Origin of the sequence: Hyalangium minutum (genome assembly GCF_000737315.1) — a bacterium.
Classification (GTDB): Bacteria; Myxococcota; Myxococcia; order Myxococcales; family Myxococcaceae; genus Hyalangium; species Hyalangium minutum.
This window is the reverse complement of sequence record NZ_JMCB01000004.1, coordinates 479,948-496,482: the sequence shown is the minus strand read 5'-3', so window position 1 is coordinate 496,482 and position 16,535 is coordinate 479,948. Positions and strand designations below refer to the sequence as shown.

General features: G+C 67.0%; 13 protein-coding genes. 8 read left to right on the top strand and 5 right to left on the bottom strand.

Annotated features, from left to right (window positions below):
* Positions 1-3: 3 nt before the first annotated feature.
* From DB31_RS13390 to DB31_RS13380, 3 genes are all read left to right on the top strand, one after another.
* Positions 4-1,341, top strand: a complete 1,338-nt coding sequence (locus DB31_RS13390; protein ID WP_240486677.1) for a hypothetical protein — start codon at positions 4-6, stop codon at positions 1,339-1,341.
* A 101-nt stretch (positions 1,342-1,442) separates the two neighbouring features.
* Entirely contained in the window at positions 1,443-2,462 is a 1,020-nt protein-coding gene (locus DB31_RS13385; RefSeq protein WP_044187061.1) for a methyltransferase, read from the top strand.
* An 83-nt stretch (positions 2,463-2,545) separates the two neighbouring features.
* Positions 2,546-3,829 (top strand): RICIN domain-containing protein, encoded by a 1,284-nt coding sequence (locus DB31_RS13380; RefSeq protein ID WP_044187059.1) that lies wholly within the window; start codon positions 2,546-2,548, stop codon positions 3,827-3,829.
* Positions 3,830-3,877: 48 nt separating this feature from the next.
* Here the strand turns inward: DB31_RS13380 and DB31_RS13375 are convergent, their stop codons facing one another.
* Positions 3,878-4,264 carry a hypothetical protein gene (locus DB31_RS13375; RefSeq protein ID WP_157231959.1) on the bottom strand — a complete coding sequence of 129 codons (387 nt, stop codon included), beginning with the start codon at positions 4,262-4,264 and terminating at the stop codon, positions 3,878-3,880.
* Between the two features lie 121 nt (positions 4,265-4,385).
* Between DB31_RS13375 and DB31_RS13370 the strand changes: the two genes are divergently transcribed.
* Genes DB31_RS13370 through DB31_RS13360 form a run of 3 tightly spaced genes read left to right on the top strand, consistent with a single transcriptional unit; the run spans position 4,386 to position 8,565 of the window.
* Entirely contained in the window at positions 4,386-5,351 is a 966-nt protein-coding gene (locus DB31_RS13370; protein WP_083968228.1) for an efflux RND transporter periplasmic adaptor subunit, read from the top strand.
* Between the two features lie 57 nt (positions 5,352-5,408).
* Complete coding sequence (locus DB31_RS13365; protein ID WP_044187057.1) at positions 5,409-6,356, top strand: efflux RND transporter periplasmic adaptor subunit; 948 nt, start codon at positions 5,409-5,411, stop codon at positions 6,354-6,356.
* On the top strand, positions 6,343-8,565 hold the full coding sequence (locus DB31_RS13360; protein WP_044187054.1) for a peptidase domain-containing ABC transporter: 2,223 nt from the start codon (positions 6,343-6,345) through the stop codon (positions 8,563-8,565). Before DB31_RS13365 ends, DB31_RS13360 begins: the two co-directional genes overlap by 14 nt.
* 4 nt (positions 8,566-8,569) lie before the next feature.
* Here DB31_RS13360 and DB31_RS13355 read toward each other — a convergent pair whose 3' ends face one another.
* Positions 8,570-9,013 carry a T6SS immunity protein Tdi1 domain-containing protein gene (locus tag DB31_RS13355; protein ID WP_044187051.1) on the bottom strand — a complete coding sequence of 148 codons (444 nt, stop codon included), beginning with the start codon at positions 9,011-9,013 and terminating at the stop codon, positions 8,570-8,572.
* 290 nt (positions 9,014-9,303) lie between these two features.
* On the opposite strand from DB31_RS13355, the gene DB31_RS13350 reads away from it, so the two are divergent.
* Positions 9,304-11,043, top strand: a complete 1,740-nt coding sequence (locus DB31_RS13350) for an MFS transporter (RefSeq protein WP_205628502.1) — start codon at positions 9,304-9,306, stop codon at positions 11,041-11,043.
* Between the two features lie 57 nt (positions 11,044-11,100).
* Positions 11,101-12,543 (top strand): hypothetical protein, encoded by a 1,443-nt coding sequence (locus DB31_RS13345; protein ID WP_169787036.1) that lies wholly within the window; start codon positions 11,101-11,103, stop codon positions 12,541-12,543.
* A gap of 116 nt (positions 12,544-12,659) precedes the next feature.
* Here DB31_RS13345 and DB31_RS13340 read toward each other — a convergent pair whose 3' ends face one another.
* The 3 genes from DB31_RS13340 to DB31_RS13330 all read right to left on the bottom strand — a co-directional run bounded on the left by DB31_RS13340 (position 12,660) and on the right by DB31_RS13330 (position 16,454).
* Entirely contained in the window at positions 12,660-13,541 is an 882-nt protein-coding gene (locus DB31_RS13340; RefSeq protein ID WP_044187048.1) for a hypothetical protein, read from the bottom strand.
* Entirely contained in the window at positions 13,538-15,067 is a 1,530-nt protein-coding gene (locus tag DB31_RS44765; RefSeq protein ID WP_052419927.1) for an ankyrin repeat domain-containing protein, read from the bottom strand. Before DB31_RS44765 ends, DB31_RS13340 begins: the two co-directional genes overlap by 4 nt.
* Before the next feature lie 202 nt (positions 15,068-15,269).
* Positions 15,270-16,454 (bottom strand): LLM class flavin-dependent oxidoreductase, encoded by a 1,185-nt coding sequence (locus DB31_RS13330; RefSeq protein WP_044187045.1) that lies wholly within the window; start codon positions 16,452-16,454, stop codon positions 15,270-15,272.
* Positions 16,455-16,535: the final 81 nt, after the last annotated feature.

Genomic DNA, 16,535 nt, shown 5'->3' with positions numbered 1-16,535 from the left:
TTTATGCACGCTGCTCTTCGCTCCGCGGCTCCGCTGCTGCGGGGCTCTCTCCTCTTGCTGACCCTTGCCGCCACCGCCTGCGGCTCGAGCGACGAACCCGAGGACTACGTCCATCCCTTGGCGGAAGGCACGCCCATCTGCGGGCGGGCGGACCTCCAGGAGCAGTTCCCGTACTCGATCCGCTCCCAGAAGCTCCCGGTGCTCGTCCACTACTACAAGGAGCAGGAGAAGGAGACGGCGCAACAGGTGCTCGCCTTCGTCGAGAAGGGCTGGGACTACCACGTCAACCAGCTCGGCATGCGCCAGCCGCTCACGGACGGCGGCGAGTGCGGCCCCGATGACGCGTTCGATGTGTTCGTGTGGAAGGGCCACCGCAGCTGCCTGGTCAACGTCCTCTCCGGCGACGACTCCACCGCGTGGGATGACCGGCGCGGCTTCATGGTGGTCGACGCGTGGGGGCCCTATGGAGGGCCCGAGCTCGAGGAGACGGTGGTCCACGAGATGGCGCATGCCTCTCAGGCCGCGGATGACTGGTACGAGGCCCCCCATACCTTCGAGATGTCCGCCGTCTTCGCGGATCAGGTCTACGCGAACCGCTACATCAAGACGTACTTCGATGACTTCCAGGCCCACCCGGACTGGGCGCTGGACCGGGATGACAAGTACGACACCTGGTACATGTATGGCTCCTCGATGTACCTGCTGTACCTGAAGGATCGCTTCTTCGACGGAAAGCCGCAGTTCCTCTCGCAAATGTGGCTCAAGTCCCGGAACCCGCCCGGAGCGGAAGATGATCAGACGCTCAACGAGCCGGACTTCGCTGATGCGCTCGACGACATGCTGGCCTCGCACAACTCGAGCTACGTGGCCACCGTGCCCGAGTTCGCGCGCTGGCGCTGGTACACGGGGGACCACATCGACGATCGCCACTTCCGCCACTTCCAGAATGGGCTGGAGAACCTGCAGGCGGCGAAGCTCGCGCTGGCGGCCCAGGTGGACGCGGTGCCCAGCACCATCTCCATCAGCGAGAACGCGCCGATGATGCTGGGGACGAGCTACATCGAAGTGAAGGCCTCCGCGGGGACGCCGCAGACGCTCTACGTGTCCCTCCAGGCCCCGCTCAACGTGGGCCGCCGCTTCGTCGTCCAGGCCGTGCCCGGACTGACCGCGGACTCCGACGGTGAGACCCTGGAGCTGTCCTCGGGTCCCCAGGTGCTGAAGCTTGCGGCCGATCAGCGCCGGACCTTGATCGTGACGGCCATCCCGACGGGCCCGTATGACCCGGACCTGCGGACGGAGGATCGGTATCCCTTCTCGATCATCCTCTCGGACAAACCGTAGACCGGCAAACGCTGGCCCGCTCCCCCAGTGGGCCAGCGGCCTCGTCCATGTCACAACGGGAGCGAGTGCACTCCTCCAGCCCTAAAAGGGGACAGACAGACATGGACTCGAGCATCACACCTGAGCGGATCCTTCAGTTGGGAATGGGGTTCTGGGGCGCCAAGACGTTGCTGAGCGCAGTGGAACTGGGCCTCTTCACGGAGCTGGCCGAGGAGCCGCTCCGCGGAGATGCGCTGGCCGCGAGGCTGAAGCTGCACCCGCGGAGCTGGCGCGACTTCCTCGATGCGCTGGTGGCCCTGGGCATGCTGCGGCGGGAGGAGGACGGCCGGTACGCCAACACGCCCGAGACAGGCATGTTCCTGGTGCGCACCCGGCCCGGCTACATCGGCGGCATGCTCGAGATGGCCAACGCCCGGCTGTATGGCTTCTGGGGCTCGCTCACCGAGGCGCTGCGCACGGGGCAGCCGCAGAACGAGCAGAAGACCGGAGGCAACGTCTTCGACGCCGTCTACAAAGACCCCGCGAACCTGCGCAGATTCCTCCAGGGGATGAGCGGTGCGAGCCTGATTCCGGCGCGCGCCATCGCCGCGAAGTTTCCGTGGAAGCGCTATCAGAGCTTCGCCGACATTGGCACGGCCCAGGGCTGCCTGCCCGTGCAACTCGCGCTGGAGCACGAGCACCTCACGGGCATTGGCTTCGATCTTCCGCCGGTCCGTCCTGTCTTCGAGCAGTACGTGAGCGAGCATCAGCTGTCCGGGCGGCTGCGCTTCCAGGACGGCGACTTCTTCCGCAACCCCCTGCCCGAAGCCGATGTGCTCGTGATGGGGCACATCCTGCACGACTGGGATCTCGAGCAGAAGAAGGCCTTGCTCGCGGCGGCCCTGCGCGCCCTGCCTCGGGGAGGCGCCCTGGTGGTCTATGACGCCATCATCGACGACGCGCGGCGCACCAACGCCTTGGGTCTGCTGATGAGCCTGAACATGCTCATCGAGACGCGCGGTGGCTTCGACTACACGGGGGCGGACTGCGCCGGGTGGATGCGGGAGGCGGGCTTCGGGGAGGTCCGCATCGAGCACCTCGCCGGGCCCGATTCGATGGTGATTGGCGTGAAGACGGCGTGACCGCAGCCTGGCCCCTGCCCTTCTGAGCAGGCAGCAGAACGGCGGGCTTGCTCTCACTGAGCGTGTCACCAGATTGCACTGTCATGAACCCATCCGAGCTGGACCGAGGCGTGCGGCACCCGGGTCTCCGCAGATCTCGCCTCCTCGTCGTGCTGACCGCATGGCTCCTCGCCGCGGTGTTGGTGGGGACTTCCGCCCAGGCAGTCCCCAATCCAGCCGACCATCAGCCCGCGACATGGAACATGCAGTACGGACGGGATCGCTGGTCGCACGTCTACACCCTCTCCGAGCGGCATGATGTGATCGCCATCCAGGAGGCCCCCAACGAAGTTCCATCCGCAGCCACCCCGACTCAACGGAACCTCGGCAACATCGTCGAGTATCGATGGCGGGAGAGTGACCGCCACCCGGAACGCTTTCTCTACTTCCTCCCCCAGCCTTCCAGGAATCTCGCCGTGGTCACGCGCTGGCAGGCCACGGCTGCCGCCGAGATCCAAGGCCCCTACCGCGCCATGCTCGCCGTGGTTCACGATAACGAGCTGATGTTCGCCAGCGCGCACGCCTCCGCCAATGGAGGTGGCGACGCCGCCTCGCTGCTCCAACGGGCCGCCCAACATGCCCAGCAGAACAACTGGCGCTGGGCCGTGCTCGGCGACTTCAACCGTGACCCGGCGAACCTGCAGCGTCCGGCCAACACCTTTCTCTACCGCAGCGGACTGCCCACTCAGCGCTCGGGCGGCGAACTCGACTACATGGTGTCGGATCTCCAGACCAACGACTGGCATGCACGCGTCGGAGGCAACTCGAACAGCGACCATTGGCCCGTGCAGTTCGGCGCGCTCCGAGCCGGGGCACAAGCGCGGCTGTTGCACATCCACAGCGACAACAATGACCGGTTCATGGATGTCGATCGCGAGCGAACCGACAACGGCACGCGCGTCATCTCGTACCACGCCACCGGTAACAGGAATCAGCAGTGGTTTCTGGCCGAGACGGGCTATCGCTCCCATGAAGGCAAGCCGCTCTACCGCATCGTCAGCGCGGACAGCCTCAAGTGCCTCGACGTGGACAAGGGCCCCCGGGGCCACAGGAGTGACTACTTCAACATCTGGGATTGCCATCCTCCCCAGGGCACCACTGTTGGCGGCCCCCACACCGACACTCAGAACTTCACCCTGGAGCACCCGGTCGCCGATCAGCCCAACCTGACAATGCTGCGCCACAACGCCACGGGCCTGTATGCCAACATCCTGAGCAACGTTTCGGGCGACGGCGGCTGGGTGGGGCTGTATGACGACCAGTCGGGAATCACCCCTGTTCCCAACGAGACGTTCTACCTGCACCCCATCTTCCTGCCCTCGCCCTAGGCCCTCAGGACACCGGGCCATACCGAGAGCCACACCAGCTACATGGGCTCAGTCCAAGTAGCCCCAGCGCTCCTCTTCGAAGACATAGAAGGGCCGCCCGAACGGGATGTGCTCGGTCCAGCTCAACACGTGGCGCCCTGACTCAGGGCCCACGTCGTAGACGAATCCAAAGTGCGGGCCGCGGTACTTGGCCTCGGGCACGGACGGGAGGAACTCTGGCACGAGTTCCTCCAACGTCCCGGGGAGCCGGCCATGCCGCTGCTGAAAGGCTCGGCTCGCAGCGATGATCTGCTCCGCGCCCTTCCGAGCCCGCTCGCTGCCTGAGCGGTTGGGCCGGAGCAGGGTCACCAGCAGCAGCGTGCCTCCCAGCACCTGACCCGCGGTAGCACGGGCAGCGGTGAACAGTCGCTGGAGGGCTCCACTCGGCTTGGCCATGCGCCCTTCTTACCCTCTTCCGCAGTCCCTGGGGACCGCCTGGCGAGGGCCTCCACCGTCCCGCCGTCACAACACACCCCAGTCCCCTCTGCCCTCATGAACCTTTCAGAGAGGGCTTGGGATGTCGCGTAGGGTACACACCTGGGCAGTGACATGGACGCTCTCCTGCGTGAGCGGGTTCGCCGCTGCCGCACCCGCCACGGCCGCACGAGCCCCGAGCGAGGAGGTGCCACTGCCCGTCCCGGCGCCGGTCAGTGGAGCCCCTCGCCCGGGCGCTCCCTCTTCCTTCCTGGGCGTCGTCATCCCCCATGACTCGGTGGAGGTGAGCTCGAAGTTCGAGGGCCGCCTGGAGCGCCTGGAGGTCGACGTGGGCGACCGCGTCGAGCAGGGCGAGGTGCTGGCCCGGCTCGATGTCCGCCCGCTAGTGCAGGACCTGGCGGCAGCGCGGGCCAACCTCCAAGGCTCGCGCGCCGAGGAGCAGGCAGCCAGCCTCGCGCTCGCCGAGGCCCGGGAGAAGAAGGGCCGCTACTTCAGCCCGCGCTCGCTGGAGCTGGGCGTCTACTCGCAAGAGGAGCTGGCCAAGATCCGCTACGAGGAGAGCACGGCCACGGCGCGCCTCGCGGCCGCCCGAGCCCGCTCCCGAGAGCAACAGGCCCGTGTCGTGGAGCTGGAGCAGAGCGTGGGCGACGCCGTGCTCGTGGCGCCCTTCGCAGGAGTCATCGCCACGCGGCCCGTGAGCCCTGGAGCACGGATCGCCGCGGGCCAGCCCATCCTTCGCCTGCTGGGAACGGGAGGACGGAAGATCCGCTTCGCCGTCCCCGAGGAACAGGCGCGCCAGCTCGCGCCTGGCTCACCGCTGCGGCTGTCCATCGATCAACCCGGGCTAACACTCGCGGGCCATGTAGAGACGATCGCGCCCGAGGTGGATGCGGCAGCCCGGATGGTGTTCGCCGTCGCCGCCTTCGAGGCGCAGCCTCCCGACACGGTGGCCACCGGCATGGTGGCCCACGTCCAGCCGGGCCCCACGCCTGGGAGCGTCGTGCAGCGGGAGTCCAGCGATCCCACCCCGACGCAGGGCGGGCCGTAGCGCCTCATCGAGAACCGGCGCGCGAGGACTCTCACTCGCTCGGCCAGGAGCACAGACATGGAAGCCGTACGCTCGAAGATCTTCCGGGAGGAGGCCCTCCGCCACCATGAGGGCTCGCAGCAGGAAGGGGACGTCCTGCGCATCTCTCCGGCCTGGACGCGATGGACCTACTGGACGGTGCTGGGGCTGCTGCTCGTGGCGCTGGCGTACTCGCTGTTGGGCACGCTGCCCGAGTACGCCTCCGGTCCAGCCCTGGTGAAGGTAGATGGGCAGAGCCAGCTCACGGTGGATGCGCCGGGCGTCGTGTCCTCGGTGGAGGTGCGTCCCGGCCAGCAGGTCGAGCAGGGCCAGGCCCTGGTCCGCCTCCGCTCCGAGGAGGAGACCGTCTCGCTGGAGCGCATCCAGCGCGAGTTCGAGCTTCAGCTCATCCGCATCCTGAGAGACCCCTCGGACGAGAGCGCCCGGCAGGCGTTGACCTCGCTCCGGGCGGAGCGCGAGCTGGCCGAGGCGCGGCAGCAGGCACGGACGCTGCGAGCGCCCCAGGCGGGAGTGGTGAGCGATCTGCGGATCCGCCGGGGCCAGTACGTCACTCCGGGAGAGAGCGTGGTGTCCATCCTCGGGAAGGACGTCACGGTGTCGCTGGTGGCGCTGCTTCCGGGAGGCTACCGGCCGACGCTGGAGCCGGGCCGGCCGCTGCGCGTGGAACTGGACGGCTTCACCCACGAGTACCACACGTTCACCATCGAGTCGGTGGGGGACCAGATCGTCGGGCCCGCGGAGATCCGGCGCTTCCTGGGACCGGAGATCTCGGACGCACTGCAACTGAACGGACCGCTGGTGGTGGTGCGAGCGCGAGTCCCCTCCTCCACCTTCACGAGCAACGGCAAGACCTTCAACTACTTCGACGGAATGCTAGCGCGAGCGGATGCACGGGTGCGCGAGGAGCGCATCCTCGTGGCGCTCATACCGGGCCTGAAGGGAGCACTGGGACATGAGGACCGCTGAGACGAACGTGCTGAAGCTGACCGACCGCTTCCCGGCGCTGCGCAACCTGCAGGCGCGGACGAAGGGGCGCGTGCCGCTCGTCCGCCAGCTATCGGAGACCGAGTGCGGCGCGGCCTGCATCGCCATGGTGCTGGGGCTCCACGGCCGACCGGTGCGGCTGGAGGAGGTCCGGCAGGCGATGGGCGTGGCGCGAGACGGCGTGTCGGCGCTGGACATCCTGCGCACGGCACGCACGTTCGGGCTGCGTGGACGAGGCATCTCGATCGACGAAGAGGCGCTCCGGTACCTGCCGCAGGGAACAATCCTGCACTGGCAGTTCTCGCACTTCGTGGTCTTCGAGCGGCTGGGGAGGGACTGCGTGTACCTGGTGGACCCAGGCCAGGGCCGCCGCAGCGTGCCGATGGAGCACTTCCGCCAGTCCTTCACGGGCGTGGCGCTGCTGCTCGAGCCAGGAGAGAACTTCGAGACGGGTAAGGCCCGCCCGCGGAACGCGTCCCGCTACGCGATGCAAGTGCTCCAGCAGTCGCACACGCTGACGCGGGTGCTGGTGATGTCGCTGGTGCTGCAGCTCTTCGCGCTGGCCATTCCCGTGCTGACGGGACTGATCGTGGATCGGGTGGTGCCTCGGGGAGACGTGCACCTGCTGGGAGTGGTGGGAGCAGGGCTGGTGGCGCTGACGGGCTTCCAGTTGCTGACGACGCTCATCCGAGGCCACCTGCTGCTGGAGCTGCGCACGCGGCTGGACTCGAACATGACGCTGGGCTTCGTGGAACACCTGGTGGGGCTGGCTTGGTCGTTCTTCCAGGTACGCGCATCGGGAGACTTGCTGGCGCGCATGAGCAGCAACGCGATGGTGCGAGAGATCCTCTCCTCCAGCACGCTCTCGGGGTTGCTGGATGGAGCGCTGGTGGTGCTCTACCTGGTACTGATGTTCGCGGTGAGCCCGCTCATGGCGCTGATTGTGCTGGGGCTGGGGCTGATGCAGGTGCTGATCCTGATGCTGTCCACGAAGCGGCAGCGCACGCTGATGTCGGAGAGCCTGGAAGTCGAAGCGAAGAGCCAGAGCTACCAGGTGGAAATGCTGACGGGCATCCAGACGCTCAAGTCTTTCGGGGTGGAGCATCAAGCGGTGCAGCGCTTCTCCGAGCTGTTCGTGAACGTGCTCAACGTGTCCCTGAGGCGAGGCCGCCTGACGGCGTGGGTGGACGCGCTGAACGGGAGCCTGCGCACGGTGGCGCCGCTGGTGCTGCTGAGCTTCGGAGCGCTGCAGGTGCTGAGCGGAAAGATGACGCTGGGAACGATGATGGGGCTCACGGCACTGGCGGGGGCGCTGCTGGTGCCGCTCTCCAATCTGGTGAGTACGGGCAGCCAGCTCCAATTGCTGGGCAGCTACATCGAGCGCATCGACGACGTGTTCGACACGCCACCTGAGCGGGATCCCGCGAAGTTGGGCCAGCCCGCGAAGCTCGAGGGCGGCATCGAGCTGGAGCGCGTCTCGTTCCGCTATGCCCCCACGTCGCCGCTGGTGGTGAAGGACGTGTCGGTGAAGATCGAGCCCGGCCAGTTCGTGGCGATCGTCGGGCGCTCCGGCGCTGGGAAGTCCACGCTGGCCAACCTGCTGCTGGGGCTGTACCTGCCGACCTCTGGCCAGGTGCACTACGACGGGGCGGATCTCGCGGGGCTGGATCTGCAATCGGTCCGGAGCCAGATGGGGGTGGTGCCACAGGAGCCCGCCTTCTTCAGCACGACCCTGCGGGCGAACATCGCACTGAGGGACCCGGCGCTGGCGCTGGAGCCCATCGTCCAGGCCTCGGTGCTGGCGCGGCTCCACGAGGACGTGATGGCCATGCCCATGGGCTACGACACGCCGCTGGTGGATCGCGGGGCCTCGCTCTCCGGTGGCCAGCGTCAGCGGCTGGCGCTGGCGCGAGCACTGGTCCACAACCCAGCCGTCTTGCTGCTGGACGAAGCCACGAGCGCGCTGGACGCCATCACCGAGAGCCAGGTGCAGCAAGCGCTGGCGTCCCTGAAGTGCACGCGCGTCGTCATCGCCCACCGGCTGAGCACGGTGGTGGACGCGGATCTCATCCTGGTCATGGACGAGGGCCAGCTCGTCGAGGCCGGGCGCCACGAGGAGCTGCTGCTGCGCCGAGGCACCTACGCACAGCTGGTCCGCGCGCAGATCGAGAAGACCGGCCGCCTGGAGTGACTGTTCACCTCACCGGTCCCGTCTTCCCCTGGAATTGCCGATGAAGCTGGCCCTGGGTGGACATGTACACGAGCCGGGAGAACACCTGAATGTTCCCTGGAATGACGTTGCCCCCGAGGATGGGGGGAATGCGGTACCCGTAGCACTCGTCCTCGCGGGGGCAAAGCCCCTTGGCCCAGAGCTGCTCGGCCAGGTCCGCCCTCAGCAACTCGCGCCATTTCCCGATCTGGAGCTGCTGCTGGAACGCCTCTTCGGACTCGGTGACGGGGATGAGCTGCCCTTGCACCGCATCCAAGAACTGCACCTCTCCCTGGTTCCCGACAAGGAATGCATCCCCGAACAGGGTGGCGGCCATGGGCGAGAAGGTCCCCGGGACGAGCCAGGACCAATCCGCGAGCAACCGATGCCATTCCTCGGGGGGAACCTGAACCAGCAGGGGGAAGGACATTCACGCCTTTCTTAATATCGGGTGCGCATTCGCGCCTTCATCGACGCACGGGCGGCCCCATACAAGCGACTTGACCGGTGCGTCAAATGAGAGAGCCCTCCCCTCCTTCGCAGGCACAGGTCTTGTGCGAAAGACCTGATCTCTCCTCCCCCCCAACGTCAGGATGACCGAGTGCGTTAATGTTGACTGGTCTGCAGGGCCACTTCGCAAGGCACTGGCGCTGTGCGAAATGCAGAGGATGTGGTGCGTCGGATGTACGCGCATCACGCCCTCGTCCTTGGAGCATCCGAATGGCTCAACCTGACGCTTCGGCCGTGACCCTGGAAGCCACCGCAGTCCGCCCCATGACCGCCGAGGAGAAGCGCGTCATCTTCGCCTCGTCGCTGGGCACCGTGTTCGAGTGGTACGACTTCTATCTGTACGGCTCGCTCAGCGCGATCATCGCCAAGCAGTTCTTCTCCGGCGTGAACCCCACGGCGGCCTTCATCTTCGCCCTGCTCGCGTTCGCGGCGGGCTTCGCGGTGCGGCCCTTCGGCGCACTGGTGTTCGGGCGGCTCGGGGACCTGGTGGGCCGCAAGTACACCTTCCTCGTCACCATCCTCATCATGGGCATCTCGACGTTCATCGTCGGCCTGCTGCCTGGGTACAACACGATCGGCATCATCGCGCCCATCATCCTCATCGTGCTGCGGCTCCTGCAGGGGCTCGCGCTGGGCGGTGAGTACGGCGGGGCCGCCACCTACGTGGCCGAGCACTCTCCCAACGGCAAGCGCGGCCGCTACACGGCGTGGATCCAGACCACGGCCACGCTGGGCCTGTTCCTGTCACTGCTCGTCATCCTCGGCTGCCGCATGGCCATGAGCACCGAGGCGTTCGAGTCCTGGGGCTGGCGCATCCCCTTCCTCATCTCCGTGCTGCTGCTGGGCGTCTCCATCTGGATCCGCCTCATGCTCAGCGAGTCGCCCGCCTTCCAGCGCATGAAGGCCGAAGGCAAGACGTCCAAGGCCCCGCTGCGCGAGGCGTTCGCCGTGTGGGCCAACCTGAAGATCGTGTTGCTGGCGCTCTTTGGCGTCGTCGCCGGACAGGCGGTGGTCTGGTACACGGGCCAGTTCTACGCGCTGTTCTTCCTCACCCAGACGCTCAAGGTGGACGCGCAGGCGGCCAACCTGATGATCGCCGCGTCGCTGCTGCTCGCCACGCCCTTCTTCGTCATCTTCGGCGCGCTGTCGGACCGCATCGGCCGCAAGCCCATCATCATGGTGGGGCTGGCGTTGGCCATCATCACCTACTTCCCCATCTTCAAGGCCATCACCCACTTCGCCAACCCGGCGCTCGAGGAGGCCATCACGAACGCCCCCGTGGTGGTGAGCGCCGATCCCAACGAGTGCAGCTTCCAGTTCAACCCGGTGGGCACGTCGAGCTTCAGCACCTCGTGTGACATCGCCAAGTCCGCCCTCGTCAAGCGCGGCATCCCCTACTCCAACGAGGCGATCCCCGCCGGGCAGCAGGCCACGGTGCGCGTGGGCGAGACGACGATTGCCTCGTACACGGCAGCCGCCACGGGGAAGACCGAAGTGTCGCTCGGCCACGGGCCCTCGGCGCCCCACGCCCCGAGCGCCGCAGTGGATGCGAAGAGCGAGGCGGCTCGCTTCGACAAGGAGCTCAACGCGGCCATCCAGGCAGCGGGCTACCCGCTCAAGGCGGACCCCAACCGCGTGAACCACGTGCCGGTCATCCTGCTGCTCATGGTGTTGGTGATCTACGTCACCATGGTCTACGGCCCCATCGCTGCGATGCTCGTGGAGATGTTCCCGACGCGCATCCGCTACACGTCCATGTCATTGCCGTATCACATCGGCAACGGGTGGTTCGGCGGGTTCCTGCCCACCACCGCGTTCGCCATCGTGGCGGCCACGGGCGATATCTACTCGGGGCTCTGGTATCCCATCGTCATCGCAGTACTGACGCTCGTCATCGGGCTGTTGTTCGTGCGCGAGACGAAGGACAGCGCCATTTATCACACGCACTGACGCGCCGAGTTTCCTCGCGCATCCCCTTCCCTGGTTGCACCCCCTCTTGGAGGTTGTATGGCTGTGTTGCGTCTTGTCGCAGTGCTCGCCGTATCCGCCGTGAGCGAGGCCCAGGCCTCCCCCCTGGACGCTCCGCGGAGCGTGAGCGCCTCAGTACTGACCCAGTCCGCACCGGAGGCCAAGGAGTCCCCGTCGGCGACACCCGCGGAGCCGCCCGCGCCTCCGGCACCGCCCGGGCCTCCAGCGCCTCCAGCACCACCCGCGCCTCCAGTACCACCCGCGCCTCCAGCACCACCCGCGCCTCCAGCACCGCCTGCTCCTCCGGCACCACCCACCCCAGCCCCGGAGAACGTGCTGCGCCCGTATGGCACCCTCAACGTGCGCCTGGTGGTGGCCTCGGGGGCGGTGGCGTCCTTCAACCAGCCCAACGAGACGGCGCCCAGTGCCGCAGGAGATCCGGTGATCCCCACCCTGCCGGACGAGGCACGCCTCTCCGCCCAGGTGGGCCAGTCCCGGCTCGGGCTGTGGGTGAATGAGAAGGGATCGCTGCGCGGCCAGGTGGAGGTGGACTTCGTCGACTTCGCCAAGGCCACGCCCACGGTGCAGGCCCTGCCGCGCCTGCGCATCGCGCGGGTGGACTGGGTGCCTGCGCCCGGCCATACGCTGTCGCTCGGGCAGGACTGGGATCTGGCGGCACCGCTCAACCCGCACGGCATCAACATGGTAGGCGCGCTGTTCACCGCCGGCAACACCGGCTTCATGCGCCAGCAGCTCCGGTACATCCGCGCGCAGGACACCTATGAGCTGGGCGTGGCGCTGGGCTTCCCCGCGGCCAACGCCACGGCCAAGGATGCCGCGCTGGAGCTGGCCCGCGTGCCCACCGTGGCCGCGCGTGGGGCGTACAAATTCGGCACGAGCCGCGTGGGAGCGAGCGTGCTCCTCTCGCGCCTGACCTATGCCACGGCCTCGCCGCAGGAGCGCCACGGCCTGTCGTATCAGGGCGCGCTCTACTCGGAGCTGATTCCCTCCCCAGCCACCACGGTGCGCGTGGAGCTCAACCTGGGCCAGAACACCGCCAACCTGGGCATGCTCTCGCTGTCGCAGGGGCGTGTGGATCAGGACGTGCGGGACGTGGGCGGCTTCATCTCGGCGCGCCATGCCTTCACGCCCCAGCACGCGCTCTACGCGCTGGCGGGTCTGCAGCGCGTGCTGAATCCGGGCGACGTGGTGCCCGCCTACGCGTATCCCGCGTCGACGGGAACCACGCGGCCGGCGATCTCCAGCGCGGCGCTGAGCGGCACGGGGCCGGGCATGACCCGCAACGGAGCCGCCCGCTTGGGCTACGAGTTCAAGCCGGGCTCAGCGCTCGCCCTGATGGTGGAGGGCTTCCTCTACCAGTCCCACTACGTGCTGCAGGCGCCCGACATAGCGGAGTTCGGTGGGGACGCGGGCCGACGCAGCACTGCGGGCATCGAGACGGGGATGCTCCTCACATTCTAAGCAGAGTGGAGGCGGCGGGAATCGAACCGCCGCTCGGCGGGAATCGTAGCAGAGCGCTGCCATGGAACGAGCGTGGGTATCTTGCCGATCGAGCGCTCCTCGTCGGCTCACAAGGGTCACCTCGTGACGGCACTCGGCCTGAACACCGTGCCGTAACACTCGATGATCGATGAATCGAGCAGGACCTCACGGTCCGTCTCGACGCAACGAACCCAAAGTCTCCAGCCTGCGCCCGAGGCGGCCTGCGCGCGATGCAGCGAGAGCCCGTCGGTGCGCACGATCGAGGACGCCGGTTGCGCCACGATAGGCGGCGAGAGCGCGCGAATGTGAGCGTCCAGGCCGTCGAAGTTGGGAATGAGCTCGGGCAGCGTCATCGTGACGGGCGAGGTCGCGAAGAGGGTCGCGCAGTGATCGGACGATTGATAGGCGAGATACCGAGGCGGGACCACGCCGCTCGCGAGCCTCGCCTTCATGTCGTGCAGAAGGTTGTGGCCGAGCGCTTCGACCGCGGGACCTCGGGCCACGATGCTCCCATCCACGTGCCAGTGCTGGCTGTCGACAGGCACGTCACCCGGCTCGAAATATTGGATCTTCGAGTCGACGTAGACGAAGCGCTTGTCGCCGATGAGCAACTCCTTCATCGCTTCGAGCACGCGCCGGGTCAGCGGTCCCGCCACCTCGAGGGCCTCCTCGAGGGGACACCAGCAGAGCGTGACGCCATCGCTGCGGACCTCTTCCTGCGTTGGGACCGGCAGGACGCGCTCGACGGTGTAGAGGTTCGGGAAGGTGGCTTCGAACTCTGCGATCGGGCGCGACCCGTCGAGCGGGTACGCGTCGAGCGTGGTGGGTCGCATCTCCTCGACGACGACCGGCTGCGGTGCGCTCGCGGAGCGGGCCGCTCGTTTGCGGGTCGACCCGTGGTAGGCGCCTTCGCCGGTGAACGGGGCGATCTGCTGCGAGTCGAGCGTGTGTTCTTGTCGAAGGTGTTTGAGGTTCATACGAAGTCGAACATGGCTTGGAAGTATTGCAGTTTGGCCTTGGGGTCCTGCGACAGCCGGATCACCTCGGGCACCCGATCGAGAAGGGACTCGGAGGTGTCTCCCGTCGGCTTCCAGCTCTGATATCGCTGCGGGAGCCCGTAGAACTTGTTGTAGGCCACGTTGGAGATCGGCTCGCCGGTCTTTCGGTCGAAGATCGCGGGCAAGCGGGCCCAGTCGTGCTCGATGAAGAAGCTCTCGGCGCCCAACCGCAGGCGGAAGCCGAGCTTCTCCATGCGCGGGAGCCAGGGCGGGTCGCCGATCTGCCAGAAGCCCTTACCGCACAGCAGGTGCTGCGAGTGCTCGACGGCGCGCTGGTGCTTGTCGAGGTGGTCGCGAGCGTACTTCTCCACGATCTTGTCGAGCACGAACTGGGCGAGCTTGCGCCCGCGCTCCTCCTTGCAGACAACGAAGTTCGCGATGTGGTGGTAGCCCTTCGGTTTGAAGCGACTGATCTCGGGGAAGGCGAACCTGTCGAACCACTTGTGCGCGGGATCGTCGCCGTCGGGCTGGTCGAAGTCGACGGTCTCGCGGATCGTCGAGTGCCTCAGATTGTTGTAACGGCCGGTGAAGAAGAACACCGTGTCCTTGCTCCGTCCGACGAGGATGGTCGCGAGGAGCTCGCTTCGATCGGGACTCACGCGCCGCGACAGCACGAACCGATGGCCCGTGACGCCCCAGATATGCGCGACGCCGTACGGCGAGATGATCTCGAGTTGCACGCGCCTGACGACCGCCGCGGGCAAATGGCCCTCGCGGTCGTTGCGCGCGTCCTCGAGTGAGCGGCTGAGCAGCGAGGAGACTGCGCGCGCGATTTCGGGAACGGCGCTCGAGACGATGCCGAGCTCCATGTCATCGTCGAGGAGCACGTAATTGGGCGCCGAGGGATTGTGGGACCCGTCGTAGCGGACGTAGGCGCGGCGAAGGACGGAGGTCGGTACGAACCGGTCCTCGGGATTCAGGTTGACGTACTTTTCGAGCTCCCTGCCCGCCATCCTTCCGTCGCGGCACTTCGAGATGGCGTCGATGATCTTCTTCTCCAGAACCGCATCGCGGCGGCCCTCGAGCGAAGTCTTCCGCGAATCGCCCGGGTTGTCGAAGGTCGTCCCGAGTCGCGTGACCAGGCTCGGATCCGCTCCTGCCGCCTGCAAGCTGTCGACGATCTCCCTGTTGCCCCGGCGCCGCGCGAGGATGAGCGCGGAGTACCCGTCGTTGTTCTGGACGTCGAGCTTCGCGCCCACCTTGATCAAGACGCTGGCGAGCTCCGCGCGATTCTCGCAGGCGGCCCGGAGCAACGCCGTGTTGCCGTCGGTGTTCTGCGCGTTCAGGTCGGCACCGGCCTCGATCAAGGTCAGCGCGATGTCGTGATACCCCTCGCTCACGGCCCAGATCAGAGGCGTCTCGTTGCGCTCTTGGAGCCGCGACTCCAGCCCAGCGGGCCCGTGCAGTTTCTCGAAAACCTCGGTGAGCTTGTCTGGCTGGGTCATGGTCGATGCCGACGTGGGTCTGCCTGAGAGCGCACTCCGTGCGTGTCGAGCCGAAGTGTGCACTCCATCGTTCCGCCTGCCAAGCGAGCCGGCGTCGCTATTCGTCGCCAGTCGTGTCTGTTTCGCCGAAAGGCCCCTCGGACGGGTCGACATCGGGAGCGCCGTGGTTGTCGTCCGAGTCCTCTGAGGCGGGCTTCGCGCCTCACTTCGGATCGAACACTGGGATCAGGTGCTCTCCGACAAGCCGGATGCTCTTCATGATGTGCTCGTGGGGCAGGTGACCGAGTTGTTGGAAGCACATCAGGCGGTCGATACCGACGTCCTGGTAGCGCTGCATCTTCTTACGGCACGACGCGACATCGCCGATGATCACCGCGGCGTCGGCGGTGAGGGTCTCGTACACCTCTTCGTTCGAGACCGGCTCGCCCGCCATCATCCGATCGAGCATCGACGTCAGGGGGCTCTTGGGCAGGGCGGCCTTCTGCGCGGCGAGCCGCGCATACGCGGCGAGCGGGCTGTCCGGGTCTCGACTGACCGCCGCCGCCATCTCGTCGATCGTGCGCGTCATGACTTCGCGTGCCTCGAAGAATGTGAAGACCATATTGATGTACCAAGCCGCCGCCGCCGCCGCGCCATGCTCGATGGCCTCGCGCTCGGTCTCCGCGCAGTGCACGAACGTGAACAGCGCGACCTGATCGTTGACGGTCTCGCCCACCGGCTGGCAGCGCTGGATCTCTCCGCGATACACCCCGAGCATCTCCACGACCGCTTCGATCGGCGTCGCTATCGTGGTGAGCAGCACGCCCACTCCGTTGCGTCCGGCCTGCGCGAAACCGCTGGGCGTGACGGCCGCCTGCCACAGCCGCGGGTGGGGCTTCTGCACCGGCTTGGGAACCACCGTGGCGTCCTTGATTGTAAAGTCAGGGCTGCTCCACGAGAAACGCTCCTGCGTCCACATCTTCGGGATCATCTCGAAGGCCTGCTGCAGTTGCCGGCGAGCGTCGTCGGGCTCGATGCCGAACACGCGCCACTCGGGAACCGACGCGCGCGCGAGGCCCAGCTCGAGCCGGCCTTCGCTGAGGTGATCGAGAAACGCCGCTCGCTCGGCGATCCGAAGCGGGTGGTTGATCCTGACGGGCGCGAGCACGGCCGAGTGCCCGACACGCATCTGCCGCGTCGAACGCGCGATCGCGGTGAGCATCAGCTCTGGAGCCGAGCTGTAGCTGAACTGGGGCGCGGCGTGGTGCTCGACCTGCCACCAGCAACCGTAACCGAGCTCGTCCGCGAGCTGCGCCTGGGCGAGCGTCTCGAGGAACAGCGTGTGCTCCTGACCTTCCCCGAAGAACTCCTTCGGCTTGATCATCTCGCAGAACATATCGATCTTCATCCCTGGACCTGCCTCGCTTGGGTGGACGTGGGGGCCATGCTGCCACGGAGCGGGGATGGAGTGGGCCCGTCGACGGCTATG